The following is a 24,563-nucleotide window of genomic DNA, read 5'->3' as shown; positions in this document are numbered from 1 at the left end:
CCGCCCCGTCCTGAAGGAGTGAGCCGCCGCATGATCCTCGTAACGACCTCGTCCGCACGGGCCGGGTCATGCCCGGCGCTCCCGCCGCACTGGCTGCCGTCGCCCGCACCCCGGAGACCGTACCGACCGTGGTCACCGGCAATCTGCAGGGCAGCGCCGAGATCAAGCTCAAGGCGCTGGGCCTGGACAGGCATCTCGATCTCGCCAGCGGCGGATACGCGTCCGACGATGCCCACCGGCTCGCTCTCGTGCGCGTGGCGGTGGCCTCCGGAACTACCAGTCCTCAAGAGCTCGCAGCCGCCGGAGCCCACCACGTCCTGCCGGATCTCACCGACACTCGGCACCTACTCGCAGTAATCGAAAGCTGCACCACGCATACAGCCCGGCCGCGGTGACGGTGACGGTGACGGAGTAGACGCTCGCTCGTCCTGCGGGCGCTCTCGGTGTCTACGGTCCGCAGGCCCGCAGGCGCCCGACGGGCCGAACGCCGAGGCGATCACCGGCCTCACGGCGGTGGGCCGTTACGCGGAGGCGTCCGAGAACGCGGCGACCATCGCCCACCTGGCGAGCCCGGACGGCGTATCCGCCGCTGGCCCTCGGCGTCTTCGGGCTCGCCACCGGCTGTCTGAACTGGGGTCTCCAGGAGACGTTCGGTCGGCCTGACCGCCTTCGGATTCGGCCATTCCGTATCCATCCGTGCCTCGTACGACGGCATCACACGACCAGCCGGTGACGCCTTATGAGCCCCGGCGGCGGGCGTGACCGCGCGGGAGGTCAGCAGTCTTGACACGTGTCTCACGCGCCAGCGCACCCAGCCGCGTTCCTCCGATCCGAACGAATGGCCGATTCCCTGCGTCGGCCGAAGGGCGGGAGTGGTTGCGGAACATCTCCGGGTACTCGCGCCGCATCCCAAGTCCCGTACACAGCAAGGGACTTGATGTCCTACGAGAGGGAGTCGAACGATGAACCGCAAGCTCTTCAGGACCGCGCTGCCGCTGATGGGCGCCGTCGCCCTCGCCGCCGTCCCGGCGGTGACCGCGCAGGCCGCGCCCGCGCAGGCGGAGCCCTGTGTCCAGAAGGTCGCGGTGGTGAACAACTCGGGGTTCGTGCTCTCCTGGGCCGCGACCACCCGTACCGGGGAGCAGTCGCCGTCGACCGACGCGTACCCCGTGAACCAGACGAGGACCATCGACCTGACGACCACGTCGTTCCCGGAGGGCACCGACCTGCGCCCGTACGTCGACGCCGTCGCCGGTACCAAGAACTACGGCAACCGGTACGTCTCGTACTGCGACAACGGCCAGACGGCGACGTACTCCGTCACCGGGACCACGCTGGACTACTCGGTCACGCTGCTCGACTAGCAGAGGTGCACCACGGCAGGGGCCGCGTCCGACGGGCGCGGCCCCTTGGGGGTCAGTCGGTGACCACACGGTGTGCGCGCCCCGCTCCCTCCAACCCCGTGAGCAGCGCGGTCAGGACGCGGTGCAGGCGGGGTTCCACCTCGACGAGGGCGTGGGTGAGGCGGGGGTCGCTTGTGTAGAGGTCGCGCAGGCGGGGGCCCGGGGTGGACATCTGCCACAGGGCTCCGGCCATGCCGGTGGCGGTGGCGACCGTGTCGACGGCCTGCTGTTCGGTCAGGCCGAGCAGGCGGTCCAGTTCGCCGGTGATCAGCGCGACCTCCTCCAGGGTGACCAGCTTGAAGCGGCGTACCGCCTCGATGGAAACGTTGCGCTCCAGGTTCAGGGGTGCCTGTGCGAGCAGGTCGCAGAACAGGGGGCGCTCGGACAGGGTGGTGGCGAAGGCGGCGGAGATCGTCGGGGGTGTGGCCCGCTCGTGCTTCCCGAACTCCGCGCGCAACGCGGCGGACCACTCCCGCCAGCCCTCCGCGGTGAGGTCGAGGAAGATCTGCTCCCGCGTCTCGAAGTACCGCAGCAGCGCGGACTTGTGCATGCCGACCTCGGCGGCGATGTCGGTGAGCGTGACCTCCCGGATGCCGCGTCGGCGCCCGAGCGCACGGGCCGCGTCGAGGATCGCGGCTTCGCGCGCCTGCTTGGCCTGGGCGCTGCGAGCCCGCTGGAAGGCGGCCTGATCAGTCATGGACGCCATGATAGGAGGGTTTAGTGAAACGACGTTGCGTTATTACGGCAACGGTGTTTCACTAAGTGCATGAGCGTCCACGTGAGCAGTAAGAACGATCAGCAGAAGGTCTGGTTCATCACCGGTTCGTCCCGCGGTCTCGGCCGCGCCCTGGCGGTCGCCGCGCTGGAGGCGGGCGACCTCGTCGTGGCCACCGCACGCCGTCCCGAGGTCCTCGCCGGGGCGTTCGGCGAGCACGGCGACCGCGTCCTCCCTGTCGCCCTGGACGTCACGGATCCGGCGGCGGCGCGCGACGCGATCGACGCGGCACCGGACCGCTTCGGGCGTATCGACGTGCTCGTGAACAACGCGGGATACGCGAACGTGTCCCCGATCGAGACCTCCTCCGACGCCGACTTCCACGCGCAGTTCGAGACGAACTTCTGGGGCGTCTACAACGTCACCAAGGCGGCTCTGCCCGTTCTGCGCCGTCAGGGCTCGGGCACGGTCGTGCAGATCTCCTCGATCGGCGGCCGCGTCGGCGGTTCGCCGGGCATCGCCTCCTACCAGGCGGCCAAGTTCGCGGTCGACGGCTTCAGCCGGGTCCTTGCCGCGGAGACGGCGCCGTTCGGCGTGCGGGTGATGGTCGTCGAGCCGAGCGGCTTCGCCACCGACTGGGCGGGCTCGTCCATGACGGTGCACGACATCCCCGAGGCGTACGACGCGACGGTCGGCGAGATGAACCGCCGCGTGCGGCAGAACACCGCCGGAGCGGCCGGAGACCCGGCGCGCGCCGCGGAGATCATCGTCCGTACCGTCCACCGCGGCGAGGTCCCGGGTCACCTTCCCCTCGGGGTGAACGCCGCGACCATGGCGCTGGAGCACTCCCGCCACCGGACGGCGGAAGCCACCGCCTGGGAGGAGGTCAGCCGCTCCGCCGACTTCGGGCAGCCCTACCCGGTGGAGCTGCCCTGAGGGGGGCGAAGGAAGAAAAGCGCCGGTATCGAGAACAACTGCCACCACCCGGTCGATCGGCGGTCTAACGTGGCGTCATGACGCACTGTCCGCCATGGCCCCACGAGGAGGAGCCCTGTGTCCTCACCCTGTGATCCGGCACGCGCTCCCGTCGGCGATGTGGGCGCGGCGCTGATGATGGTCGACTCCCGGCTCCAGGCCATCTACGACGGCGGGACCGGGACCGACCCCGAACAGCAGGAACTGCTCGACCGGTTCGCGGCGGCCATGGGTCCCACGGGACTCGAGGCCCTGCTCGAAGGCACGTGCACGCTCATCTACACGTTCATGAAGTGGCTGCGGATGGCGTGCGAGGCGGAGGACAAGGACGTCAACGAGTACGTGGTGGTCCCGCTGATCGCCACGATGCGCATGATGCCCAAGACCTTCCGCCCCGAGGTCGTCCCCACCATGGCGGGACTGCTCATCGCGGCCGGTACCGGACTGAGTCCCAACCTGTGGCGCGGTCAGTACGGACGCTGGACCGACGCCGAGATGAACCCCCTGGAGGCGACGACCGTTCTGCTCGCGGAGCACATCAACCGGATCACCGACGACCGCGACTTCGCCACCCGCCTGATCGCCGAGGCGCTGACCGGAGCGGAGCAGGGCTGACAGAGGGCGCGCACCTCGCCGTACCCTGACGGGCTCAGGCGCCCCAGGCCGGGAGCGGCAGCGCCTTGCCCGTCTCGGCGTACGACTTGAGGCTGGACAGGACGAAGCTCCAGCCGCCCGAGATCTGGCGCAGCTCCTTCTCGTCGCGCAGGTTGACGTGGGTCACGGTGAGCTGGACGGTGTCGCCGTACGGCTTGAGCTCGAAGGTCACCCGGGACGGGCCGTCGGGACGCTCCTCGTCCGGGCCCGCCCAGGTCAGCACCAGGCGGCGCGGCGCCTCGATCTCCACCACGGTGCCGACGACGTCGTCGATGCCGGACTCGTCGAGGCGGCGGTGCGCCCAGGGGGAGCCGGGCTGCCAGTCGGAGACGTTGTGGTGGAACCAGTACGCCGCCGTCGCCTCGGGGTCCATGAGGCACTCCCAGACCTTTTCCGGGGTGGCGGCGATGTAGGTGGTGTGGACGAACTCGGGGCGCGGTTCGTTCTCGGCGCTCATGGCGGACTCCGCTTTCTGTTTCAGTGCGCTCAGCGCGTCCAGCCGTGGCCGGTCGAAGGCGCTGATCCACCGCTCCTGGATCTCGTGGAGCGGCACGGGGTTGAGGTAGTGCAACTTCTCGCGGCCCTTGCGGACGGTGCTGACGAGACGGGCTGCCTCCAGCACCCCGAGGTGCTGGGTCAGTGACTGCCGGGTCATCTGCACGCTCTCGCACAGCTCGCCCAGCGTCCGGCCGTTGTTCTCGCGCAGCGTGTCCAGCACGAACCGCCTGGTCGGATCGGCCAGGGCCTTGAAGACCCGGTCCATCTCGCTGCTCACACCCTCAATCATGCAGGCATTTGCCTGCATGTCAATCGGAGGTCGGTGGGCGGTCGGCCGGGACCGGTCGCAGCCCGTCGAAGAGCGGTGTTCTGCCCGGTGGCGGCATGAGAGCCCCGATAGGGGTTATCGGGGAGAGCATGGTGCGTTTCGGAGCCGTGGGTCTCCTTCTGATCGGTGCCGCGACCGCGGCGTCCGCCGCCGTGCTCGCCTCCCCGTGGTGGTGGCTCGCGGCGGGCTTTCTGGGTGCCGTCGGCGTGCTGGGTGGTTACGACCTCCTCCAGCGCCGTCACACGGTCTTGCGCAACTACCCCGTCGTCGGGCACGCCCGCTATCTCCTCGAAGCGATCCGCCCGGAACTCCAGCAGTACTTCGTCGAGCGGAACTTCGACGGACGCCCCTACGACCGTGACACCCGCAACATCGTGTACGAGCGGGCGAAGGGCATCGACGCCGAGGAACCCTTCGGCAGCGAACGGGACATGTATGCGCGGGGATACGAGTTCCTGGTGCCGTCGATGGCGCCCGTCGACACCCCGGACACACCGCCCAGGGTCAGGATCGGCGGACCCGACTGCGCCCAGCCGTACGACATGGCGCTGCTCAACGTCTCCGCGATGAGCTTCGGCTCGCTCTCCGCCAACGCGGTCCTCGCCCTCAACACCGGTGCCGCGCGCGGGGGTTTCGCGCACGACACCGGCGAGGGCGGACTCTCCGAGTACCACCTGCGCCCCGGCGGCGACCTTGTGTGGGAGATCGGCACGGGGTACTTCGGCTGCCGTACCGAGGACGGCGGCTTCGACGCCGAGCAGTTCCGGGAGAAGGCCGCCCACCCCTCCGTCAAGTGCGTCTCGCTCAAGCTGTCCCAGGGCGCCAAGCCGGGCATCGGCGGCGTCCTGCCCGGCGGCAAGGTCAACGCCGAGATAGCGAAGGTGCGCGGGGTGCCGCGGGGGGAGACGGTGATCTCACCGCCGTACCACCGCGCGTTCCACACCCCGCGCGAGCTGGTCGGCTTCCTGGCCAGGATGCGCGACCTCGCGGGCGGCAAGCCCGTCGGGTTCAAGCTCTGCCCGGGCTCGCGGGCCCAGTTCCTCGCCGTGTGCAAGGCGATGCTGGCCGAGGGCGTCACCCCCGACTTCATCGTGGTGGACGGCGCCGAGGGCGGTACGGGCGCGGCGCCGCTGGAGTTCGCCGACCACCTCGGGATGCCGCTCACCGAGGGGCTGATCACCGTCCACAACGCCCTGACCGGCGCCGGACTGCGCGACCGTATCCGGGTCGGCGCCAGCGGAAAGGTCGCCACCGGATCGGACATCGTCAAGCGGCTCCTCATGGGTGCCGACTACACCAACGCGGCCCGCAGCATGATGTTCGCCGTCGGCTGCATCCAGGCCCAGCGCTGCCACACCAACCGCTGCCCCACCGGCGTCACCACCCAGGACCCGCGCCGCGCCCGCGCCCTGGACGTCACCGACAAGTCCGAGCGGGTCCGCCGCTACCAGGAGGCGACCGTCCGCAGCGCCCAGCAGATCATGGCCGCGATGGGCGTGAGCGACCCCCGGGACCTGCGCCCGGAGATGCTGCGCCGCCGTGACACGCCCTACGGCGACTTCAGCTCCTACGCCGGGCTCTACGACTGGCTCGCCCCCGGCGAGCTGACCGCCCAGCCCCCAGCCGCGTGGGCGGCCGACTGGAAGACCGCCGACGCCGACCGTTTCACCGGCTGACGCGCCGGTACCCGTACCTGAAATCCGTGCGGCGGCACCACGCCCGCCGTGTGACACCAGTGGGCCACGAGGGCCCGCGGAGAGGACGATCCCCATGGCCCGTACCGTCGCCCGTCTCGTCGTGGACACGCTGGAGGAACTGGGGGTGCGTCACGTCTTCGGCGTCGTCGGCGACGCGCTCAACCCGTTCACCGACGCCATCCGCACCTCCGATGCCGTGTCCTGGGTCGGCTGCCGTCACGAGGAGGCGGCGGCGTTCGCGGCCGGTGCCCAGTCCCAGCTCACCGACACGCTCGGGGTCTGCATGGGCACGGTCGGACCCGGCTCGGTCCACCTGCTGAACGGGCTCTACGACGCCGCGAAGAGCGGCACGCCGGTGCTCGCCATCGCCGGACAGGTCCCGCAGGCGGAGCTGGGCACCGACTACTTCCAGGAGGTCGACAACGACCTGCTCTTCAAGGACGTCGCCGTCTTCCGCGCCACCGTCACCTCGCCCGCGCAGCTCCCGGCGCTCCTGGAGGTCGCGGTGCGCACCGCCGTCGGGCGGCGCGGGGTTGCCGTGCTCACGGTTCCCGGCGACATCGGTGAGCTGGAGCTGCCCGATGACCGGCCGGTCCGGCTGTCGCTGACCGGCTCCGCCAACCGGCCCGACGACCCCGCGCTCGACGAAGCCGCCTCCGTGATCGACGACGGCGGCAAGGTCACACTGCTCGTCGGCAGGGGAGCGCGCGGCTGCCGCGAGGAGGTCCTCGCCCTGGCCGAGCGGCTGGCCGCGCCGATGGTGCTCACCCTCAAGGCCAAGGAGGGCTTCGAGGGCGACAACCCCTACCAGGTCGGCCAGACCGGGCTCATCGGCAACCCGGCCGCCGCCCGCGCGATGGACCACGCCGACACCCTGGTGCTGCTGGGCACCGACTTCCCGTACCGGGACTGGTATCCCGAGGGCAAGAAGGTGATCCAGATCGACCGGGTCGCGGAGCATATCGGACGCCGCGTGCCCGTGGACGTGGGGCTCGCGGCGGACGTGGGTCCGACCCTGCGCGGGCTGCTCGATCGCGTCCGGCCGCGTACGGACCGGGGTCATCTCGACGCGGCGCGGGCGAAGTTCACCAAGTGGCAGGAGGGCCAGCGGGACCTCGCCTCGCCCGGCCACGACCGGGGGCTGCTCGGCAAGGTCCGCTCGGCGTTCGACAACCGCTCGCACCTCGTACGCCCCGAGGCGCTGGCGCTTGCCGTGGACGCCGCCGCGAGCGACGACGCGGTGTTCACCTCCGACACCGGCATGGCCACGGTGTGGCTCTCCCGGTTCGTGGAGATGCGCGGCGACCGCCGCCTGCTCGGCTCGTACAACCTCGGCTCGATGGCCAACGCCATGCCCCAGGCGATCGGCGCCCAACTGCTCGACCGGGACCGGCAGGTGGTCGCCTTCTGCGGCGACGGCGGACTGTCCATGCTGCTCGGCGACCTGATGACGATCCGCACCGAGCGGCTTCCGGTCAAGCTCGTCGTCTTCGACAACCAGCGACTCGGCATGGTCAAGCTGGAGCAGGAACAGGCCGGACTGCCGGAGTTCGGCACCGTCCTCGACAACCCGGACTTCGCCGCCGTCGCCCAGGCTCTCGGCATCCCCGGCATCCGCGTCACCCAGCCCGAGGAACTGTCCGACGCGGTGAAGCGCGCGTTCGCGGAACCGGGACCCGTCCTGCTGGACGTGCTCACCAACCCCGACGAGATCGCCGTACCCGGCAAGGCGACGGTCCAGCAGGGCTGGGGGTTCGCCATCGCCAAGGTGCGGGAGAACCTGTCGAGTTCGGGCGGCTGAGCGGCGCCGCCGAAGAGCACGGCGCGGCCGGTCCGGGGCGGACGGTCGCGCCGTGCTCTTTGGCCGATAACGGCCGTCGACTGGAAACATGTCGACATAAGGTCATGGGTAACTGTCCCTGTCGGCCGACATATTCGCGCACTCCATGACCTCGACCCGCACTATGTGCGATGGGCCTACGACTCCGATCCGTGCCGTCCAGGGCTCAGTCCCCGCCAGGAGATTCGACATGTCCGACGACAGCTCCGAGTTTCCCTCCGGCCCACCGCCGTCCGACCACCGCCACCCCACCGGCACACCCCCGCACACACCCAGTTGGTCACAGGAAGACGGATCGAGCCGCCCGGAGCCCACGGGCCGGCGCTCCGGACCGCACCGCACCCTCCGCCTGTTACGCCGCGCCTACCGCTGGCAGCGACGCGTGCCGTCCCTGACCGCGCTGGGCTACTTCGCCGGGTTCCTCGCACTGACGGTCAAGGCGCCGGGGCTCATGACCCGTCCGGGACCCGGCGGGCTGCCCACCGGTCTCGTGCTGGCCCTCGCGCAGATCCCCGTCACCTGGCTGGCCGTCCTGCTCTACGAAGCCTCCGCGCGCTCCGTCGTCGACCCGCTGATCCACCGCGCCCGCCAGTCGCACCCGGCGCACCGGGAAGGAACCCGGTGACGGAGTTCAGCGGTCCCGCGCAGTCCTGGTCCCTGGCCGCCTTCTGCTCCGTCGTCGCCCTGACCCTGCTGCTCTGCGTCCTCACCGGCCCGGACGCGGACGACCTCGCCGAGTTCTACACCGGCTACAAATCCCTCTCGCCCCTGCGCAACGGACTCGCCATCGCCGGGGACTACATCTCCGCCGCCACCGTCCTCACCATCGGCGGCATCATCGCGCTGTGCGGCTACGACGGAGTGGTCCTCGCCCTCAGCGCCGTACTCTCCCTGCTCCTGCTGATGTTCCTGCTCGCCGAGCCGCTCCACAACACCGGCCGCTACACCATGGGCGACGTCCTCGGCCACCGCCATCCGGCGCGGTCCGTGCGCATCGCCGCCTGCGCGGTCACCCTGCTCGCGCTCGTCCCGATGATGATCGTCCAGCTCGCCGGTGTGGGTGAACTCCTCGCCTACGTCCTGGGGTTCACCGAACCGGCCATGAAGAACGGCTGCGTGGTCGGCGCCGGGATACTCATGATCAGCTACGCCGCCCTCGGCGGGATGCGGGGCACCGCGCTCGTCCAGATCTTCAAGACGGTGATGCTCCTCGCCTCCGGTCTCGTCGTCAGCGGACTGATCCTGCACACCTTCGGCTGGAGCACCGAGACCCTGTTCCGTACCGCCGCGCACCAGAGCGGCGCCGGTCCCGCCTATCTGCGCTGGGGGCTGCAGTACTCCAGCAGCCCGCACCCCGCCCTCGACATGGCCAGCACCCAGTGCGCCATCGTGCTCGGCGCCGCCTGCCTGCCGCACGTCACCATGCGCATGTACACCGCCGGAACACCGCGCCAGGTGCGCCGGGCCATGTCCTGGGCGGTCTCCTCGGTCACCCTGTTCATCCTGATGCTCGTCCTGATCTGCACCGGCGCCACCGCCCTCCTCGGACACGTGCGCATCACCGGCGCCGACCCCCATGGCACCACCGCCTATCTGCTCGGCGCCCGCGCCGCCTTCGGCAGCGGTCTCTCCCGCCCCGAGAGCCTGCTCTTCGCCACCGTCACCACCGCCGTCTTCCTCACCCTGCTCGCCTCCGTGGCGAGCATGACGCTCGCCTGCGCCAACGCCCTCGCCCACGACCTGACCGCCTCCCGACCCACCCCGCTGCCCCCGGCGCGCGAACTCACCCTCGCCCGCTCGTGCGCCCTGCTCGTCGGCATCCCCGTCATCCTGGTCGCGGCTCTCGCCCAGCACCGCAGCCTCCAGCCCCTGGCGACCCTCTCCTTCACCCTCGGCGCCTCGGCCATCGCGCCCGCGCTCCTCTACACCCTCTTCTGGCGCCGCTACACCCGCGCGGGTCTGCTCGCCACGCTCGTCGTCGGCTCGGTCACGGTCCTGGCGTTGACCCCGGGCACGACCCTCGTCTCGGGATCACCCCTGGCCGCTTTCCCCGAGGCGGACTTCGACTGGTTCCCGTACAACACCGCCGCCCTCGCCTCCATCCCCGCGGGCTTCCTCGCCGGCTGGCTCACCAGCCTGCTCTCCGGCAAGTCCGCCGCCGACCGGGAACGCAGCCGCTACGAATCCGCCGAGCACCGGCTGCTGACGGGACCGCCGTCACGGGACCGGACGCCGTGAAGGGGGCGGTGCGTGAAGGGGGCGGTACGTGAAGGGGCGCTGACCGCAAGGGCGTTGGAGGCGGCGCGGCGGCTCTTGCCGTCCGGGGGTCACACCCCGCCGAGTCGTCGTTCCGCCGTCTGCCACGCCTCCGCCGTGCCCCGTGGCTCGTAGCGCCGCAAGGGCTGGGTGTCGGCCACGAGGGTGCGCAGGTCGGTGAGGGAGGGGCCGGTGTCGCCGTGAGCGCGTGCCTGGACGAGGACGTTCCCGAGGGCGGCCGCCTCGATGGGACCGGCGATGACGGGGAGACCGCAGGCGTCGGCGGTCAGTTGGCAGAGCAGGGCGTTGCGGGCGCCGCCGCCGACCAGGTGGACCACGTCCACCGGGTGGTCGGCGAGGCGCTGGGCGTCCCGGACGGCTCGGCGGTGCGCCAGGGCCAGGGAGTCCAGGACACAGCGGACGGTGGCGGCTCGGCTCCGCGGCACGGGGTGTCCGGTGGCGCGGCAGGCTGTGGCGATGCGGTCCGGCATGTCGCCCGGGGCGAGGAAGACGGGGTCGCTCGCGTCCACGACCGATCCGAGGGGCTCCGAGTCCGCTGCTTCTGACAGGAGTTGGGGCAGGTTCGGCTCGTCCCAGGCGCGCAGGCACTCCTGGAGGAGCCAGAGACCCATGATGTTGCGCAGATAGCGGACGGTTGCGTCCAGACCGAGTTCGTTGGTGAAGTTGGCCCGGCGGCTCGCCTCGGTGAGGACGGGGGCGTCGAGTTCGAGCCCCGCGAGGGACCAGGTGCCGGTGCAGATGTACGCGAACCGCTCCCCGGCGCGGGCCGGTACCGTCGCGACGGCGGACGCCGTGTCGTGCGAGGCGACCGTGGTGAGGGGGAGCGGACCGGTCATACCGGTCTCCGCCAGGACGCCGGGCAGCAGATGCCCCGCCGGTTCGCCCGGGTGACGCAGCGGGGCGAAGAGGGTCAGGTCGATCCCGAGCCGTCGGGCCAGCTCCCCGTCCCACGTACGGGTGTTGGGGTCGATGAGCTGGGTGGTGGAGGCGTTGGTGAGTTCGGTGCCGCGGGTGCCGGTGAGCCAGTACGTCAGGAGGTCCGGGATCAGCAACGCCTGCCGCGCTGCTGTCAGTTGGGGTCTGTCCCGCGCGGCGAGCAGTTGGTAGAGGGTGTTGAACGGGGCGTACTGGATGCCCGTGCGTGCGTACAGCTCCGCCGCCGGGACCGTCGCCCACACCCGCTCGGCCACGCCCTTCGTGCGGGTGTCCCGGTAGTGCACCGGGTTGCCGAGCAGGGCTCCGTCGGCGTCGAGGAGACCGTGGTCGACGGCCCAGGAGTCGATGCCGACCGAGGTCAGGGGGGTCAGGCGTCCGGCGGCCCGCAGACCGTCGAGGACCCCGGCGTAGAGGGCGAGGACGTCCCAGTGCAGGGCGCCGGGGAGCCGTACCGGACGGTTCGGGAAGCGGTGTGCCTCGGTCAGACGGAGGGTGCCGGGACCGACGCGTCCCACCATGACACGCCCGCTGGACGCGCCGAGGTCGACGGCGGCGTACGCGTGCGTCCCGGTTCCGGCGCTCACCGCAGGAACGCGGCCGCCACACCCGCGTCGACCGGGATGTGCGCGCCCGTCGTATGGGTGAGGTCGCCGCCGGTCAGCGCGAACACCGCGTTGGCCACGTGCTCGGGCAGCACCTCCCGCTTGAGCAGGGTGCGTTGGGCGTAGAACTCCCCGAGCTTCTCCTCCTCGATGCCGTACGTCGCCGCCCGCTGCGCGCCCCAGCCGCCCGCGAAGATGCCGGAACCGCGTACCACACCGTCGGGGTTGACGCCGTTCACCCGGATGCCGTGCTCTCCCAACTCGGCTGCCAAGAGGCGCACTTGGTGAGCCTGGTCGGCCTTGGCGGCGGAGTAGGCGATGTTGTTCGGGCCCGCGAAGACCGCGTTCTTGGAGGTGATGTAGACGATGTCGCCGCCCAGTTGCTGCTCGGTCATCACCCGCGCCGCCTCGCGGGAGACAAGGAAGGAGCCGCGGGCCATGATGTCGTGCTGGAGGTCCCAGTCCCGGACCGTCGTGTCGAGCAGCGGCTTGGAGACGGAGATCCCGGCGCTGTTGACGACCAGGTCCACCCCACCGAACGCCAGGACGGCCCGGCGGAAGGCGTCCGCGATCCGCTCCTCGCTCGTCACGTCCACCGTGACCCCAACCGCCCTGTCCGGACCGCCCAGTTCATCGGCCACCGCCGCCGCGCCCTTGAGGTCGGCCACCACCACACAGGCACCCTCGGCGGCCAGCCGGTGCGCGACCGCGCGGCCGATGCCCGAACCCCCGCCCGTCACCAGCGCGATGCGGGTGGCCAGCGCCCGCGGCGCGGGCAGCCGCCGCAGCTTCGCCTCCTCCAACTCCCAGTACTCGATGCGGAACTTCTCGCGCTCCTCGATCGGCGCGTACGACGACACCGCCTCGGCCCCGCGCATCACGCGGATCGCGTTGCGGTAGAACTCGCCCGCCACCCGGGCCGTCTGCTTGTCCTTCCCGTACGAGAACATGCCGACCCCCGGGACGAGGACGATCGCCGGGTCGGAGCCGCGCATCGCGGGGGAGTCGGGGCGCGCGTGCCGGGCGTAGTAGGCGGCGTACTCCTCGCGGTAGGCGGTGTGCAGTGCGCGCAGGCGCGCCTTCACCTCGTCGAGCGGTGCGGTCGGGGGCAGGTCGAGGACGAGGGGGCGCACCTTCGTCCGCAGGAAGTGGTCGGGGCAGGAGGTGCCGAGGGCGGCGAGCCTTTGGTGCTCGGCGCGGGAGAGGAAGTCGAGGACTTCGGCGGAGTCGTCGAAGTGGCCGACCTGGGGGTGGTCCCGGGAGGCGAGGGCACGGATCGTGGGGGCCAGCTCGGCTGCCCGGTCGCGGCGTGCGGCGGGCTCCAGCGGGGCGTACCCGGCGAGCAGCGGACCGAAGGGTTCCGCTTTTCCGCGTGCGGCGAGGAAGGTCTCGGCGGTGCGGATGATGTGCAGGGCGTTGCGCTTGCACTCCGCCGAGGTGGCGCCCCAGGCGGTGATCCCGTGGCCACCGAGGATCACCCCGACAGCCTGCGGGTTGGCTTCCTTGACGCGGGCGATGTCCAGACCCAACTGGAAACCGGGGCGTCGCCAGGGCACCCACACCACCTGGTCGCCGAAGCACTCGGCGGTCAGCTTCTCGCCGTCCGCCGCGCAGGCCAGCGCGATACCGGAGTCCGGGTGCAGATGGTCCACATGGGCGGCGTCCACCAGGGCGTGCATCGCGGTGTCGATGGACGGCGCGGCGCCGCCCTTGCCGTGCAGGCAGTAGTCGAACGCCGCGACCATCTCGTCCTCGCGGTCCGCCCCGGGGAAGACGTCCACGAGCGCCCGCAGCCGGTCCAGGCGCAGTACGGCGAGACCCTCCGCCGTCAGGGTGCCGAGGTCGCCGCCCGAGCCCTTGACCCACATCAGGTCGATGGCGTCACCGGTCACGGGGTCGGGGGCGGTGCCCTTCGCGGAGGCGTTGCCGCCCGCGTAGTTCGTGTTGCGGGGATCGGCGCCGAGGCGGTGGGCGCGGTGCAGGAGTTCAGCCACCATGGGATGCTGCTCGGGCGTGTGCGGGTCCCCTATGTGGTGCCCCGCCGCGTGGTCTTCTCCTGTGCGGTGCCCGGCCGTGTGGTCCTCTCCCGTGTGGTGCCCCGCCATGTGGTCTTCCCCCATGTGGTGCCCCGCCATGTGTTCCGCCCCCATGCCGCTCACGCCCCCCACCCCGCCTGTACGCCCCCGACCCGCTCCGCGACGATCCGCTCCTGCCGGCCCGAGCGCCGGTAGGCGGACAGCGGGTCGGGATCGAGCCCCGCGTCCTGCCGCACCTCCGCGAGCAGCGGGCGTACATCCGTACTGAACGCGTCCATCAGAACGCCGTTGGCCGCCAGCACGTCCCCCGCGCGCTGGGCGTCGCGCAGAGCGTCGCCGTCGACCAGGAGCGCCTTGGCCGTGGCTTCCTGGACGTTCATCACCGAGCGGATGATCGCCGGGATCTTCGCCTCGATGTTGTGGCACTGGTCGAGCATGAACGCCACGTCCGGCGTGAACCCCCCGCCCCGCACCACCTCGTACATGATGCGGAAGAGCTGGAAGGGGTCCGCGGCACCGGCCATCAGGTCGTCGTCCGCGTAGAAACGGGAGTTGAAGTCGAAGCCGCCTAGCTTTCCCTCGCGCAGCAGCGTCGCGACGATGAACTCGATGTTGGTGCCGGGCGCGTGATGGCCGGTGTCCACCACCACCTGTGCCTTCGGTCCGAGGCGGAGGCAGTGGGCGTAGGCGGTGCCCCAGTCGGGCACGTCGGTGGCGTAGAAGGCCGGTTCGAAGAGCTTGTACTCCAGGAGCATCCGGTGACCGTCACCCAGGCGGTCGTAGACCGTGCGCAGAGCCTCGGCGAGCCGGTCCTGGCGGGTGCGGAGGTCGTCCTGGCCGGGGTAGTTGGTGCCGTCGGAGAACCAGAGCTTCAGGTCCGTGGACCCCGTCTCCTCCATGATGCCGACGCAGTCGAGGAGATGGGCGACGGCTTTGCGGCGCACCGCCGGGTCGGGGTTGGTGACCGACCCCAGTTTGTAGTCGTCGTCCTGGAACACATTGGAGTTGATCGCCCCGATCCGCAGCCCCCGCTTCTCCGCGTGGGCGGCCAGCGCCGCGTAGTCGTCGACGCGGTCCCACGGAATGTGCAGGGCGACGGTGGGCGCCACCCCTGTGTACGCGTGCACCTGGGCGGCGTCGTCCAGCTTCTCGAAGGGGGTGCGGGGGACGCCGGGCTGCGCGAACACCTTGAAGCGCGTACCGGAGTTGGCGTACGCCCACGACGGTGTCTCGACGGCCTGGGCGGCCAGCGCCGCCTTCACCTCGTCCCGCGTCAGGGTCCTGGTACCGGCGGCGTCCTTGCTGGTTCCGGAGGTCATCGCGCAGCCCTTCTCAAGGGTGGTTCCCGATGGGTCAGTTGGCGAAGTGGTGGGTTCCCGGGGGTGCGGTGAAGACGGTGCTGCCGTCCTCGCGGCGCAGCAGTCGGGCGGTGTCGCCGGTGACGTGGGCGGGTCGCCTGCCGTCGGGGATCCACACCTCCGCGCTGGTGTTGGGCGGCACGGTCAGGGTGAGGCGGAAACCCTCGGCGTCCGTCTTCCAGTCCGTCGAGACACGGCCGTACACCGAGTCGAAGCGGGCGTGCGCCTCGGTCACGCCACCGCCGGGGCGCGGGCGCACGAGGATCTTCCGGAAGCCGGGCGCGGCGGGGGCGATCCCGGCGATGTGGGCGTACATCCACTCGCCGACCGAGCCGTACGCGTAGTGGTTGAAGGAGTTCATCCCGGCGTCCTGGAAGGTGCCGTCCGGCTTGATGGAGTCCCAGCGCTCCCACATGGTGGTGGCGCCCCGGTCGATCTGGTAGCCCCAACTGGGGAAGGAACGCTGGGTCAGGAGCCGGTAGGCGATGTCGGTGTGCCCCGTGTCGGTGAGCACGGGCAGCAGGCGCGGGGTGCCGAGGAAGCCGGTCGAGAGGTGCCCGTCCCGCGCCTCGATCAGCTCCACCAGACGGTCGGCGGCCGGTGCGCGGTCCGAGTCGGCGAGCAGGTCCATGGAGAGGGCCAGGACGTACGCCGTCTGGGTGTCGCCCTTCACTCGCCCCGCCCCGGTGACGTAAGCCGCCCGGAAGGCGTCGCGGACGTTCCCGAAGAGCGTCCGGTACGGGGCAGGGTCCTTGTCCAGCGCCTCGGCCGCGGCGGCCACCAGCGCCGCGCTGTGCGCGAAGTACGCGGTGGCGAGGACGTCCTTCGGGGTCTCGTCGTCGACGTTCAGCCAGTCGCCGTATCCCTCGGCCGGGCGCAGATACCCGGAGCTGTGCGCCTTCAGGTGGTCGAGCCACCGCACCATCGACGCCCACGCCCGCTCCAGGACCCGTACGTCCCCGTACGTCTGGTAGAGCGCCCACGGGACGGTCACTCCGGCGTCGCCCCAACCCGCCGTGCCCGTACCGACGTCCATGTACGGCGCCACGTTGGGGAAGGCGCCGTCCGCCGTCTGGCCGTCGCGCAGGTCGTCCAGCCACTTGGTGAGGAAGCGCGCCGACTCCATGGTGTAAGTGGCCGTCGGCGCGAAGACGTTGATGTCGCCGGTCCAGCCGAGCCGTTCGTCGCGGGCCGGGGTGTCGGTGGGGATGGACAGGAAGTTGCCGCGCTGTCCCCAAGTGATGTTGCTGTGGAGCTGGTTGAGCATCGGGACATCGGTCTTGAACGACATGGTGAAGGGCGCCGACGTGTGGATCACGCGACCGGTGACCGCGTCGAGCGGCGGCTTGCCCGGGTAGCCGGTGACCTCGACATAGCGGAACCCGTGGAAGGTGAAGCGCGGTTCGAAGGTCTCGGTGCCCTCGCCCTTGAGGACGTAGGTGTCGGTGGCCCGCGCCGTCCGCAGGTTCGCGGTGTACGGCGTGCCGTCGGGGTTCAGCACCTCCGCGTGCCGCAGCCGTACGGTGGTGCCCGCCTCGCCCCGGACGCGCAGGCGGACGGCGCCCACCATGTTCTGTCCGAGGTCGAAGACGAAGACGCCGGGCCGGGGTTCGGTCATCCGCTTCGCGGGGAGGTCGCGTTCCAGGCGTACGGGACCGTCGACCTGGGCGACCAGCTCGGCTGTCACCTTCTCCACCCCGTCGACGGCGGTCCAGGGGGAGTCGTCGTAGCCGGGACGCGTCCAGCCCGGGGTCTCGCGCCGGGCGTCGTAGTCCTCGCCCGCCATCAGGTCGGCGTTCGTGACCGGTCCGGTCGCCGCACGCCAGTCGGTGCCGGACAGCACGCGGTCCGTCGAGCCGTCGGTGTACGTCACCTCCAACTGACCGATGAAGGCGGGACGTTCGCCGTACTGATGCGGACCGAACCACGCGACGCTGCCCGCGTACCAGCCCGCCGCGAGGGTCACCGCGAGCGCGTTGGCGCCACGGGCGAGCTGCTTCGTCACGTCGTACGTCTGGTACTGGACCCGTCGGCGGTAGTCGGTCCAGCCCGGGGCGAGCCGGTCCTCGCCCACGCGGGTGCCGTTGAGGTGAGCCTCGTAGAGGCCGAGCGCGGAAGCGTACAGGCGGGCCCGCGCGACCTTCTTCCCGGCCGGGAGACGGAACTCGTGGCGCAACTGGGCGGCGGGGGAGTAGGCGGCCGATATCCTGCCCCAGGGTCCGCCGCCCCACGGGGCGAGCACCTTGGCGGACGACCAGGAGCCGTCGTCGTAGTCGGGCGAACGCCAGTCGCCCGCAGGCTCCTTGTCGACGGTCTTCCAGGAGCCGTCGGTCACGACGGTGCGGACCCCGTCCGGGGTGGTCAGCTCGATCAGACCGATGAGACCCGCCGTACCCGTCGTCGCGTTGGTCGCGGCGACGGCGAACACCGCTGAACCCGGCTCCAGTTGTGCGTCCACCACGACCGGGCGCCGCCAGTTGTCCGCCGGACCGTCCGGTTCGACGTGGGCAAGCTGGACGCCGTCGGCGTGGGCGGTGAAGCCGTCGTCCGCCGACATGACCAGCCGGACCCGGGTCACCCCCTCGGGCACCTCGACGCGGCCACGGAACCAACGGGTCGCCGCAGGAGCGCTGTTGGCGGGATCGCCCTCGGGGAACCAGATCCAGGACGCGCCCTCCAGGGACGGCGCGCCGACCAGCCGGGCGGGAGCGGCGATCCACCGCGCGGACCAGTCGGACGCCGCCGTCAGGCCCGTCTCCCACCAGGAGGGCTCGCTCCATGCGCCGGGGCGGTCCGCCGCGTCCCAGACGCGGACCTGCCAGTGGTAGCGGGTGCGCGACCTCAACTCCGGTCCCGCGTACGGGACCAGGACCGAGTCACGGGAGACGATCTTGCCGCTGTCCCACACGTCGGGCGCGGTCAGGCGGTCCGGGGAGGTGGCCACCCGGATCTGGTAGGCGCTCTGCGACTGGCCGGACCCCTGCGGTTCCAGTGGCCAACTCAAGCGGGGGCGCGCGGTGTCGAGTCCGAGGGGGTGGCTCACGTACTCCACGGTCGGCCGGGAGACGCGCGGCGGTTGATGCTCGACGGCGGAAGCGGTCACCGACGCGGTCGACCCGACAGGCTCGGCGGCCGAAGCGCGCCCGGAGCCCACTGCGGTCACAAGCGCGGAGGTGGCGGTGGTGCCCAACAGGTGTCTTCTGCTGATCACGGTCGGCTCCGTAACGACTCGGCTGTGAATCGTTTCACGGGAGGCGAAGCTAGGGGTGCGGATACGGCTCGTCAAGGGGTGCGGTCCGGTTCCGGGTCGTCGGAAACAAATCCAACTCCGGCCCATTGACTCGGTAGTTGGGGCGGGTCTAGCTTCCGTGGGCACTGACTGAAACCTTTCACCCGACCGATCGGTGTGACCATGCCGGAGCCCCCCGTCCTGGCCGCGCAGGGCCTGAGCAAGTCCTTCGGCGCCGTCCGCGCGCTCCACGACGTCACCCTGGAGCTGCACGCCGGCCGGGCCCATGCCCTGGCGGGCGAGAACGGCGCCGGGAAGTCCACCCTCATCAAGACGCTCGCGGGCGTCCACCGCCCCGACGCGGGCACCCTGTTGCTCGACGGGAAGCCGGTCGTCCTGCACGGTCCTGCCGACGCCCGCGACGCCGGGGTGGCCGTCATCTACCAGGAGCCGACGCTCTTCCCCGACCTGTCGGTCGCGGAGAACATCTTCATGGGCCGCCAGCCCCGCCGTTCCCTCGGGCGCGTCGACCACAGGGCCGTGAACGCGGCCGCCGGGGAACTCTTCACCCGGCTCGGCGTCGATCTCGACCCCGAGCGGCCCGCGCGCGGTCTGTCCATCGCCGACCAGCAGCTCGTCGAGATCGCCAAGGCGCTCTCCTTCGACGCCCGCGTGCTGATCATGGACGAGCCGACCGCCGCCCTCACCGGCAGCGAGGTCGCCCGTCTCTTCGGCGTCGTGCGCACGCTGCGCGCGCAGGGCTCCGCGATCCTGTTCATCTCCCACCGCCTGGAGGAGATCTTCGCCCTCTGCCAGGACGTCACGACCCTGCGCGACGGCAGACTCGTCGCGAGCGAGCCCGTCGAGGGACTCACCGAGGACGATCTGGTGCGCCGCATGGTCGGCCGGGACCTCGACCAGCTCTATCCGAAGCAGCCCGCCGAGATCGGCGAAGTGGCGCTCAAAGTCAGCCGGTTGACTCGCGAAGGTGTCTTCACCGACGTGTCCTTCGAGGTGCGGCGCGGGGAGATCGTCGGGCTCGCGGGTCTGGTCGGCGCCGGTCGCAGCGAGGTCGCGCGCGCCGTGTTCGGCGTCGACCGGTGGGACGCCGGATCGGTCGAGGTGTGCGGCAAGCCGCTGACCGGGGGCGCCCCGAGCGCCGCCATGGCCGCCGGGCTCGGTCTCGTCCCGGAGGACCGGCGCGCCCAGGGTCTGGTGATGGCGCTGTCCATCGAGCGCAACATCGGCCTGACCGGACTGAGCGCGACCACGCGCGCCGGACTGAGCAGCCGCCGCGCCGAACGCAGCCGGGCCGTCGACTGGGCAACCCGGCTGCGGGTCAAGTACGCGCGCCTCGCGGACGCCGTCGGCACCCTGTCCGGTGGCAACCAGCAAAAGGTCGTCCTCGCCAAGTGGCTCGCCACCGGACCCCGGGTGCTCATCGTGGACGAGCCCACGCGTGGCATCGACATCGGCACCCGGGCGGAGGTGCACCGGCTGCTGTCCGGGCTCGCCGCCGACGGGGTCGCCGTGCTGATGATCTCCTCCGATCTGCCGGAGATCCTCGGCATGGCCGACCGCGTCCTCGTCATGCGCGAGGGACGGCTCACCGCCGAGATACCGCGCGCGGCAGCCACCGAGGAATCTGTACTCGCGGCAGCCACCGGGAGGGCGGCATGACCGTCACCGAGCACCCGCCGGTCCCGGCCGTCGGACCGGAGCGCTCCCGCGCCACCCGGCTGGTCGACCGTGTGCTGAAACTGCGCGAACTCGCCATCCTGCTCGTCCTGTTGGTGATGATCGCGGTCACCCAGGCGGACAACAGCGCGTTCCTCTCCACCCAGGGCGTCAAGGACCTCCTGCTCAACGCGACGATCCTGATCCTCGTCGCCACGGGGCAGGCGCTCGTCGTCGTCACCCGCAACGTCGACCTGTCCGTCGGCTCCGTGCTCGGCGTCTGCGCCTTCGCCGCCGGTGACCATCTTCAGCACGGCGGCTCGGTCACGGTCGCGATCCTGCTCGCGGTCGCCCTCGGCGTCGGCTGCGGGCTGCTCAACGGCGCCCTCGTCAGCCTCGGTCAGGTCCCCGCCCTCGTCGTCACCCTCGGCAGCCTCTACATCGTGCGGGGTCTGGACTCGCTCTGGGTCGGCTCCCGCCAGATCACCGCCTCCGACCTGCCCGGCGGCTTCGTCGACTTCGGTTCCGGCGGCATCGGTGCCGTCCCCTGGCTCGTCCTGATCGCCCTCGCCGTACTGGTCGGCACCGCCTACTACTTGCGCCACTACGGCGGCGGGCGCGAACTGTACGCCCTCGGCTCCAACCCCGAGGCGGCACGCCTGGCCGGCATCCCCGTCCGGCGGCGCGTCCTCGCCGTCTACACCGCCTGCGGAGCCCTCAGCGGACTGGCCGGAACCCTCTATCTCGCCCGGTTCGGCAACGTCGACAGCTCGACGGGCAGCGGCTACGAACTCACCGTCGTCAGCGCCGTGGTGGTCGGCGGCGTCGCCTTCACCGGAGGCTCCGGGAGTGTGTGGGGCGCGGCGCTCGGCGCGCTGCTGCTCACCACCGTGGGCAGTGTGCTCCCCGCCCTCGGCGTCAGCTCCGTGTGGGTGCTGGCCGTCAACGGCGTGCTGCTGGTGCTCGCCATCGCGGTCGACCGGATCGTGGCGCTGCGCGTCGCCCGCGCCCTGAAGAAGCGGTCCCTGTCGAACCGGAGGGAAGGTCACCATGGCTGACACGCCCGCGCCGCTGTCGCGCGCCGTCCGCTGGGACACCGTCGTCGGCGCCCTGCTGCTGGTCCTCCTGCTGCTGTCCTTCTCGTGCGTGGACGGCTTCGGCAACGCCCTCAACCTGTCGTTCCTGATCGGCAACACCCTGCCGGTCGCGCTGATCGCGCTGCCCATGACGCTGCTGGTGGTGTCCGGCGAGATCGATCTGTCGGTCGCCTCCACCGCCGGACTGTCCGGGGCGGTGATGGGCGCGCTGTGGAACGCCGGGACGGCCATCGAGACGATCATCCCGCTCTGCCTGCTGCTCGGCGTCGTGTGCGGGCTGGTCAACGGACTGCTGGTGACGCGCCTCGGGCTGCCGTCCCTCGCCGTCACCATCGGCACCATGGCCGCCTACCGGGGCGTCGCGCAGATCGTCTTCGGCTCCGACGCGGTCACCGACTTCCCCTCCGGCTACCTCGACTTCGCGGCGGGCCGCATCGACGGCACCTTCGTCCCGTACGCCCTGCCGCCCTTTCTGGCCCTGCTCGCGCTCGCCGTCGTCACGCTGCACGCGACCCCGTTCGGGCGCTCGCTCTTCGCCATCGGCGCCAACGAGGAGGCGGCGCGGTTCGCGGGAATCCGGGTCAAGCGGCAGAAGCTCTGCCTGTTCACCGCCACCGGTCTGATGGCGTCCGCCACCGGCATCTTCTGGGCGCTGCACTACGCCAGCGCCCGCTACGACAACGCCACCGGGCTCGAACTCACCGTCATCGCCGCCGTGTTGCTCGGCGGCGTCGCCTTCGACGGCGGCCGGGGAACGCTCGGCGGCGCCCTCGCCGGGGTCTTCCTGCTCGGCACCCTCCAGAACGTGATGAGCCTGCTCGACGTCTCCGCGCAGTCCCAGATCGTCGTCACCGGCGTTCTCCTCGTCGTCTCCGTGCTCGGTCCGCGCCTCGCCCGCCGGATCACCACCGCGCGGGCCGGGCGCGGCGCCGCGGCCACCGTCCCGACGCACGCCTCCTGAAGGGAACCACCTGTGATGTCAACTCCCTTGAGCCGCCAGGTGAGTACGGCACTCGCCGCCGTCATCACGCTCGCTCTCACCGTGACCGCGTGCGGGGGCACCACGAAGAAGTCCGTGGCCCGGGAGGACGGCGGTGCCAAGGCGTCCCACGCGCACGCGGACCCGAACGCCGCCACCAAGAAGGGACTTACGGTCGCCTTCCTGCCCAAGCAGGTCAACAACCCGTACTTCACCGTCGCCGACAAGGGCGGCGAGCGGGCGCTGAAGCAACTGGGCTCCTCCTTCAAGGAAGTCGGCCCGAGCAGCGCCACCGACACCTCCGGTCAGGTCTCCTACGTCAACACCCTCACCCAGCAACAGGTCGACGGTATCGCCGTGTCCGCCCAGGACCCCGGCGCCCTGTGCACCGCGCTCAAGCAGGCGATGAAGAACGGCATCAAGGTCGTCACCTACGACTCCGACACCAACGCGGGGTGCCGTGACGTGTTCGTCTCGCAGGCGAGCGCCGAGGCGCTCGGTCGCAGCCAGGTCCAGTTGCTCGGCCAACAGCTCGGCTACAAGGGGGAGATCGCGATCCTCTCCGCCGCGCAGACGGCGACGAACCAGAACACCTGGATCGGGTTCATGAAGGACGAACTCAAGAAGCCGAAGTACAAGAACATGAAGCTGGTCGCGACCGCCTACGGCAACGACGACGCCCAGCAGTCCTTCCAGCAGACCCAGGGTCTCCTCCAGGAGCACCCCAAGCTCGCCGGGATCATCTCCCCGACCACCGTCGGCATCAAGGCGGCGGCACAGTACCTGTCCGGCTCCAAGTACAAGGGCAAGGTCGAGCTGACCGGGCTCGGCACCCCCAACGACATGCGCCGGTACGTCAAGAACGGCACCGTCGGCGCCTTCGAGCTGTGGGACCCGGCCAAGCTCGGCGCCCTCGCCGCGCACGCCGCCGTCGCGCTCTCCTCCGGGCAGATCACCGGGCAGCGCGGCGAGACGTTCAAGGCCGGGGACCTCGGCAGCTTCACCATCGGTGACCAGGGCGTCGTCGACCTCGGCAAGCCCACCGTCTTCGACCAGGGCAACATCGACAAGTACAGGTTCTGACCCGGCGCCGGGGGCGGTGCGGCGCGCCCGGCATAGGCTGGGCGCGGGGTGGGGGACAGGGGAACGGAGCACAGGCGCGCATGGCAGGCAGAGTCGGCATCAAGGACGTGGCCCGGCACGCGGGGGTTTCGGTGGGCACCGTCTCGAACGTCATCAATCGCCCCGAGACGGTCACCGAGGAGACCCGGCTGCGCGTCCAGTCCGTCATCGACCGGCTCGGCTACGTCCGCAGCGAGAGCGCACGCCAACTCCGCGCCGGGCGCAGCCGGATCATCTCGCTGCTCGTCCTCGACATGGGCAACCCCTTTTTCGTGGACGTGGCGCGCGGTGCCGAACGCGCCGCGCGCGAGGCGGGGATCGGGGTCATGGTCTGCAACAGTGGCCAGAACCCCGCCGAGGAGGCCGAGTACCTCTCCCTCTTCGCCGAACACCGGGTCCGGGGGGTCCTGTTGACTCCCGCCGACGCCACGGGACGCAACATCGACGCCTTCCGCCGTCACCGCATCCCGTTCGTCCTGGTCGACCGGGTGGCCGAGGGCACCACCGAGTGCTCGGTCTCCGTGGACGACGTGGCGGGCGGACTGCTCGCCGTACGCCACCTCGTCGACACCGGCCACCGCTCCCTCGCCTACGTCAGCGGACCGCCCCAGCTCAACCAGGTCAAGGACCGCCGCGAAGGCGCCCTCCTCGCCCTCGCCCAGGCAGGTCTGCCCCCCGAAGCCCTGCGCGAACTGCCCACCGACCGCCTCGACGTCGCCGCCGGCCGCGACGCCGGAGCCCGTCTCCTCGGTCTCGCCCACCGCCCCACCGCCGTCTTCTGCGCCAACGACCTCCTCGCCCTCGGCGTCCTCCAGGCTCTCTACGCCGCCGGGGTCAAGGTCCCCCAGGACATGGCCCTCGTCGGCTACGACGACATCGAGTTCGCGGCGGCATCGGCGGTGCCGCTGACCTCGGTACGGCAGCCCGCAGTGACGATGGGGGCGCTGGCGACGGAGCTGCTGCTGGAGGAGACGGAGGCGGGGGCCGACGGTCACACGCACCAGCGGGTCGTGCTGCAGCCGGAGTTGGTGGTGCGGGGGTCGAGCCTGGTGGCGCGGTGAGCGGGGTCGGTCAGAGCGCCATGGGCGGGTATCCGAGAGCCTCGGCGACGATCCGCTCGGCCGAGGCGTTGGTGATGTC

Annotated in this window: 19 protein-coding genes; 13 read left to right on the top strand and 6 right to left on the bottom strand. The window is 71.1% G+C overall.

Annotated features, from left to right (window positions below):
• Nucleotides 1–68 precede the first annotated feature (68 nt).
• Both IF655_RS07370 and IF655_RS07365 read left to right on the top strand, forming a co-directional pair.
• A complete protein-coding gene (locus tag IF655_RS07370) occupies nucleotides 69–395 on the top strand; it encodes a hypothetical protein (RefSeq protein WP_242488584.1) in 327 nt (108 codons plus the stop codon).
• Between the two features lie 567 nt (nucleotides 396–962).
• Nucleotides 963–1,364, top strand: a complete 402-nt coding sequence (locus IF655_RS07365; protein WP_018549471.1) for a hypothetical protein — start codon at nucleotides 963–965, stop codon at nucleotides 1,362–1,364.
• A 52-nt stretch (nucleotides 1,365–1,416) separates the two neighbouring features.
• On the opposite strand, the gene IF655_RS07360 is transcribed toward IF655_RS07365, so the two are convergent.
• Complete coding sequence (locus IF655_RS07360; protein ID WP_199583145.1) at nucleotides 1,417–2,100, bottom strand: TetR/AcrR family transcriptional regulator; 684 nt, start codon at nucleotides 2,098–2,100, stop codon at nucleotides 1,417–1,419.
• Between the two features lie 69 nt (nucleotides 2,101–2,169).
• Between IF655_RS07360 and IF655_RS07355 the strand changes: the two genes are divergently transcribed.
• Together IF655_RS07355 and IF655_RS07350 are read left to right on the top strand one after the other, a co-directional pair.
• A complete protein-coding gene (locus IF655_RS07355; RefSeq protein WP_199583143.1) occupies nucleotides 2,170–3,054 on the top strand; it encodes an SDR family NAD(P)-dependent oxidoreductase in 885 nt (294 codons plus the stop codon).
• A gap of 117 nt (nucleotides 3,055–3,171) precedes the next feature.
• On the top strand, nucleotides 3,172–3,708 hold the full coding sequence (locus IF655_RS07350; protein WP_199583141.1) for a hypothetical protein: 537 nt from the start codon (nucleotides 3,172–3,174) through the stop codon (nucleotides 3,706–3,708).
• Nucleotides 3,709–3,742: 34 nt separating this feature from the next.
• Here IF655_RS07350 and IF655_RS07345 read toward each other — a convergent pair whose 3' ends face one another.
• Nucleotides 3,743–4,510, bottom strand: coding sequence for a metalloregulator ArsR/SmtB family transcription factor (locus IF655_RS07345; RefSeq protein WP_199583345.1), 768 nt, complete (start codon nucleotides 4,508–4,510; stop codon nucleotides 3,743–3,745).
• A 152-nt stretch (nucleotides 4,511–4,662) separates the two neighbouring features.
• On the opposite strand from IF655_RS07345, the gene IF655_RS07340 reads away from it, so the two are divergent.
• From IF655_RS07340 to IF655_RS07325, 4 genes are all read left to right on the top strand, one after another.
• Entirely contained in the window at nucleotides 4,663–6,249 is a 1,587-nt protein-coding gene (locus IF655_RS07340) for an FMN-binding glutamate synthase family protein (protein WP_199583139.1), read from the top strand.
• A 94-nt stretch (nucleotides 6,250–6,343) separates the two neighbouring features.
• The gene (locus tag IF655_RS07335; protein ID WP_199583137.1) at nucleotides 6,344–8,071 is read left to right on the top strand and encodes a thiamine pyrophosphate-dependent enzyme; all 1,728 of its coding nucleotides are present in this window, start codon (nucleotides 6,344–6,346) and stop codon (nucleotides 8,069–8,071) included.
• Between the two features lie 229 nt (nucleotides 8,072–8,300).
• Nucleotides 8,301–8,735, top strand: coding sequence for a DUF485 domain-containing protein (locus IF655_RS07330; RefSeq protein ID WP_199583135.1), 435 nt, complete (start codon nucleotides 8,301–8,303; stop codon nucleotides 8,733–8,735).
• Entirely contained in the window at nucleotides 8,732–10,348 is a 1,617-nt protein-coding gene (locus tag IF655_RS07325; protein ID WP_199583133.1) for a cation acetate symporter, read from the top strand. Before IF655_RS07330 ends, IF655_RS07325 begins: the two co-directional genes overlap by 4 nt.
• A gap of 89 nt (nucleotides 10,349–10,437) precedes the next feature.
• On the opposite strand, the gene IF655_RS07320 is transcribed toward IF655_RS07325, so the two are convergent.
• The 4 genes from IF655_RS07320 to IF655_RS07305 all read right to left on the bottom strand — a co-directional run bounded on the left by IF655_RS07320 (nucleotide 10,438) and on the right by IF655_RS07305 (nucleotide 18,530).
• Nucleotides 10,438–11,841: a rhamnulokinase family protein gene (locus IF655_RS07320; protein WP_206775572.1), complete on the bottom strand. Its 1,404-nt coding sequence runs from the start codon at nucleotides 11,839–11,841 to the stop codon at nucleotides 10,438–10,440.
• Between the two features lie 62 nt (nucleotides 11,842–11,903).
• Nucleotides 11,904–13,922: a bifunctional aldolase/short-chain dehydrogenase gene (locus IF655_RS07315; RefSeq protein ID WP_199583129.1), complete on the bottom strand. Its 2,019-nt coding sequence runs from the start codon at nucleotides 13,920–13,922 to the stop codon at nucleotides 11,904–11,906.
• A 158-nt stretch (nucleotides 13,923–14,080) separates the two neighbouring features.
• Nucleotides 14,081–15,280, bottom strand: a complete 1,200-nt coding sequence (rhaI, locus tag IF655_RS07310) for an L-rhamnose isomerase (RefSeq protein WP_199583127.1) — start codon at nucleotides 15,278–15,280, stop codon at nucleotides 14,081–14,083.
• 34 nt (nucleotides 15,281–15,314) lie between these two features.
• Nucleotides 15,315–18,530 (bottom strand): alpha-L-rhamnosidase, encoded by a 3,216-nt coding sequence (locus IF655_RS07305; RefSeq protein ID WP_199583125.1) that lies wholly within the window; start codon nucleotides 18,528–18,530, stop codon nucleotides 15,315–15,317.
• Between the two features lie 201 nt (nucleotides 18,531–18,731).
• Between IF655_RS07305 and IF655_RS07300 the strand changes: the two genes are divergently transcribed.
• The 5 genes from IF655_RS07300 (at nucleotide 18,732) to IF655_RS07280 (ending at nucleotide 24,484) form a co-directional block, all read left to right on the top strand.
• Complete coding sequence (locus IF655_RS07300) at nucleotides 18,732–20,228, top strand: sugar ABC transporter ATP-binding protein (protein ID WP_199583123.1); 1,497 nt, start codon at nucleotides 18,732–18,734, stop codon at nucleotides 20,226–20,228.
• Nucleotides 20,225–21,283, top strand: coding sequence for an ABC transporter permease (locus tag IF655_RS07295; RefSeq protein ID WP_199583121.1), 1,059 nt, complete (start codon nucleotides 20,225–20,227; stop codon nucleotides 21,281–21,283). The genes IF655_RS07300 and IF655_RS07295 overlap by 4 nt, the downstream gene beginning before the upstream one ends.
• The gene (locus IF655_RS07290; protein WP_199583119.1) at nucleotides 21,276–22,283 is read left to right on the top strand and encodes an ABC transporter permease; all 1,008 of its coding nucleotides are present in this window, start codon (nucleotides 21,276–21,278) and stop codon (nucleotides 22,281–22,283) included. Before IF655_RS07295 ends, IF655_RS07290 begins: the two co-directional genes overlap by 8 nt.
• Nucleotides 22,284–22,298: 15 nt before the next feature.
• On the top strand, nucleotides 22,299–23,384 hold the full coding sequence (gene rhaS / locus IF655_RS07285) for a rhamnose ABC transporter substrate-binding protein (RefSeq protein ID WP_199583117.1): 1,086 nt from the start codon (nucleotides 22,299–22,301) through the stop codon (nucleotides 23,382–23,384).
• Between the two features lie 80 nt (nucleotides 23,385–23,464).
• Entirely contained in the window at nucleotides 23,465–24,484 is a 1,020-nt protein-coding gene (locus IF655_RS07280; RefSeq protein ID WP_199583115.1) for a LacI family DNA-binding transcriptional regulator, read from the top strand.
• Nucleotides 24,485–24,563 lie beyond the last annotated feature (79 nt).

It is taken from the genome of Streptomyces sp. DSM 110735 (assembly GCF_016482685.1).
GTDB lineage: Bacteria > Actinomycetota > Actinomycetes > Streptomycetales > Streptomycetaceae > Streptomyces.
The sequence above is the reverse complement of the archived record's forward strand: the minus strand, read 5'-3'. Positions and strand labels throughout refer to the sequence as shown.

What these genes read in the sequence shown, in the direction of transcription:
- IF655_RS07370 (WP_242488584.1), top strand. Translation starts at nt 69, where the DNA reads ATGCCCGGCGCTCCCGCCGCACTGGCTGCCGTCGCCCGCACCCCGGAG.
- IF655_RS07365 (WP_018549471.1), top strand. Translation starts at nt 963, where the DNA reads ATGAACCGCAAGCTCTTCAGGACCGCGCTGCCGCTGATGGGCGCCGTC.
- IF655_RS07360 (WP_199583145.1), bottom strand. Translation starts at nt 2,100, where the DNA reads ATGACTGATCAGGCCGCCTTCCAGCGGGCTCGCAGCGCCCAGGCCAAG.
- IF655_RS07355 (WP_199583143.1), top strand. Translation starts at nt 2,170, where the DNA reads ATGAGCGTCCACGTGAGCAGTAAGAACGATCAGCAGAAGGTCTGGTTC.
- IF655_RS07345 (WP_199583345.1), bottom strand. Translation starts at nt 4,510, where the DNA reads ATGGACCGGGTCTTCAAGGCCCTGGCCGATCCGACCAGGCGGTTCGTG.
- IF655_RS07340 (WP_199583139.1), top strand. Translation starts at nt 4,663, where the DNA reads ATGGTGCGTTTCGGAGCCGTGGGTCTCCTTCTGATCGGTGCCGCGACC.
- IF655_RS07335 (WP_199583137.1), top strand. Translation starts at nt 6,344, where the DNA reads ATGGCCCGTACCGTCGCCCGTCTCGTCGTGGACACGCTGGAGGAACTG.
- IF655_RS07330 (WP_199583135.1), top strand. Translation starts at nt 8,301, where the DNA reads ATGTCCGACGACAGCTCCGAGTTTCCCTCCGGCCCACCGCCGTCCGAC.
- IF655_RS07320 (WP_206775572.1), bottom strand. Translation starts at nt 11,841, where the DNA reads ATGGTGGGACGCGTCGGTCCCGGCACCCTCCGTCTGACCGAGGCACAC.
- IF655_RS07315 (WP_199583129.1), bottom strand. Translation starts at nt 13,922, where the DNA reads ATGGTGGCTGAACTCCTGCACCGCGCCCACCGCCTCGGCGCCGATCCC.
- rhaI (WP_199583127.1), bottom strand. Translation starts at nt 15,280, where the DNA reads ATGACCTCCGGAACCAGCAAGGACGCCGCCGGTACCAGGACCCTGACG.
- IF655_RS07300 (WP_199583123.1), top strand. Translation starts at nt 18,732, where the DNA reads ATGCCGGAGCCCCCCGTCCTGGCCGCGCAGGGCCTGAGCAAGTCCTTC.
- IF655_RS07295 (WP_199583121.1), top strand. Translation starts at nt 20,225, where the DNA reads ATGACCGTCACCGAGCACCCGCCGGTCCCGGCCGTCGGACCGGAGCGC.
- IF655_RS07290 (WP_199583119.1), top strand. Translation starts at nt 21,276, where the DNA reads ATGGCTGACACGCCCGCGCCGCTGTCGCGCGCCGTCCGCTGGGACACC.
- rhaS (WP_199583117.1), top strand. Translation starts at nt 22,299, where the DNA reads ATGTCAACTCCCTTGAGCCGCCAGGTGAGTACGGCACTCGCCGCCGTC.
- IF655_RS07280 (WP_199583115.1), top strand. Translation starts at nt 23,465, where the DNA reads ATGGCAGGCAGAGTCGGCATCAAGGACGTGGCCCGGCACGCGGGGGTT.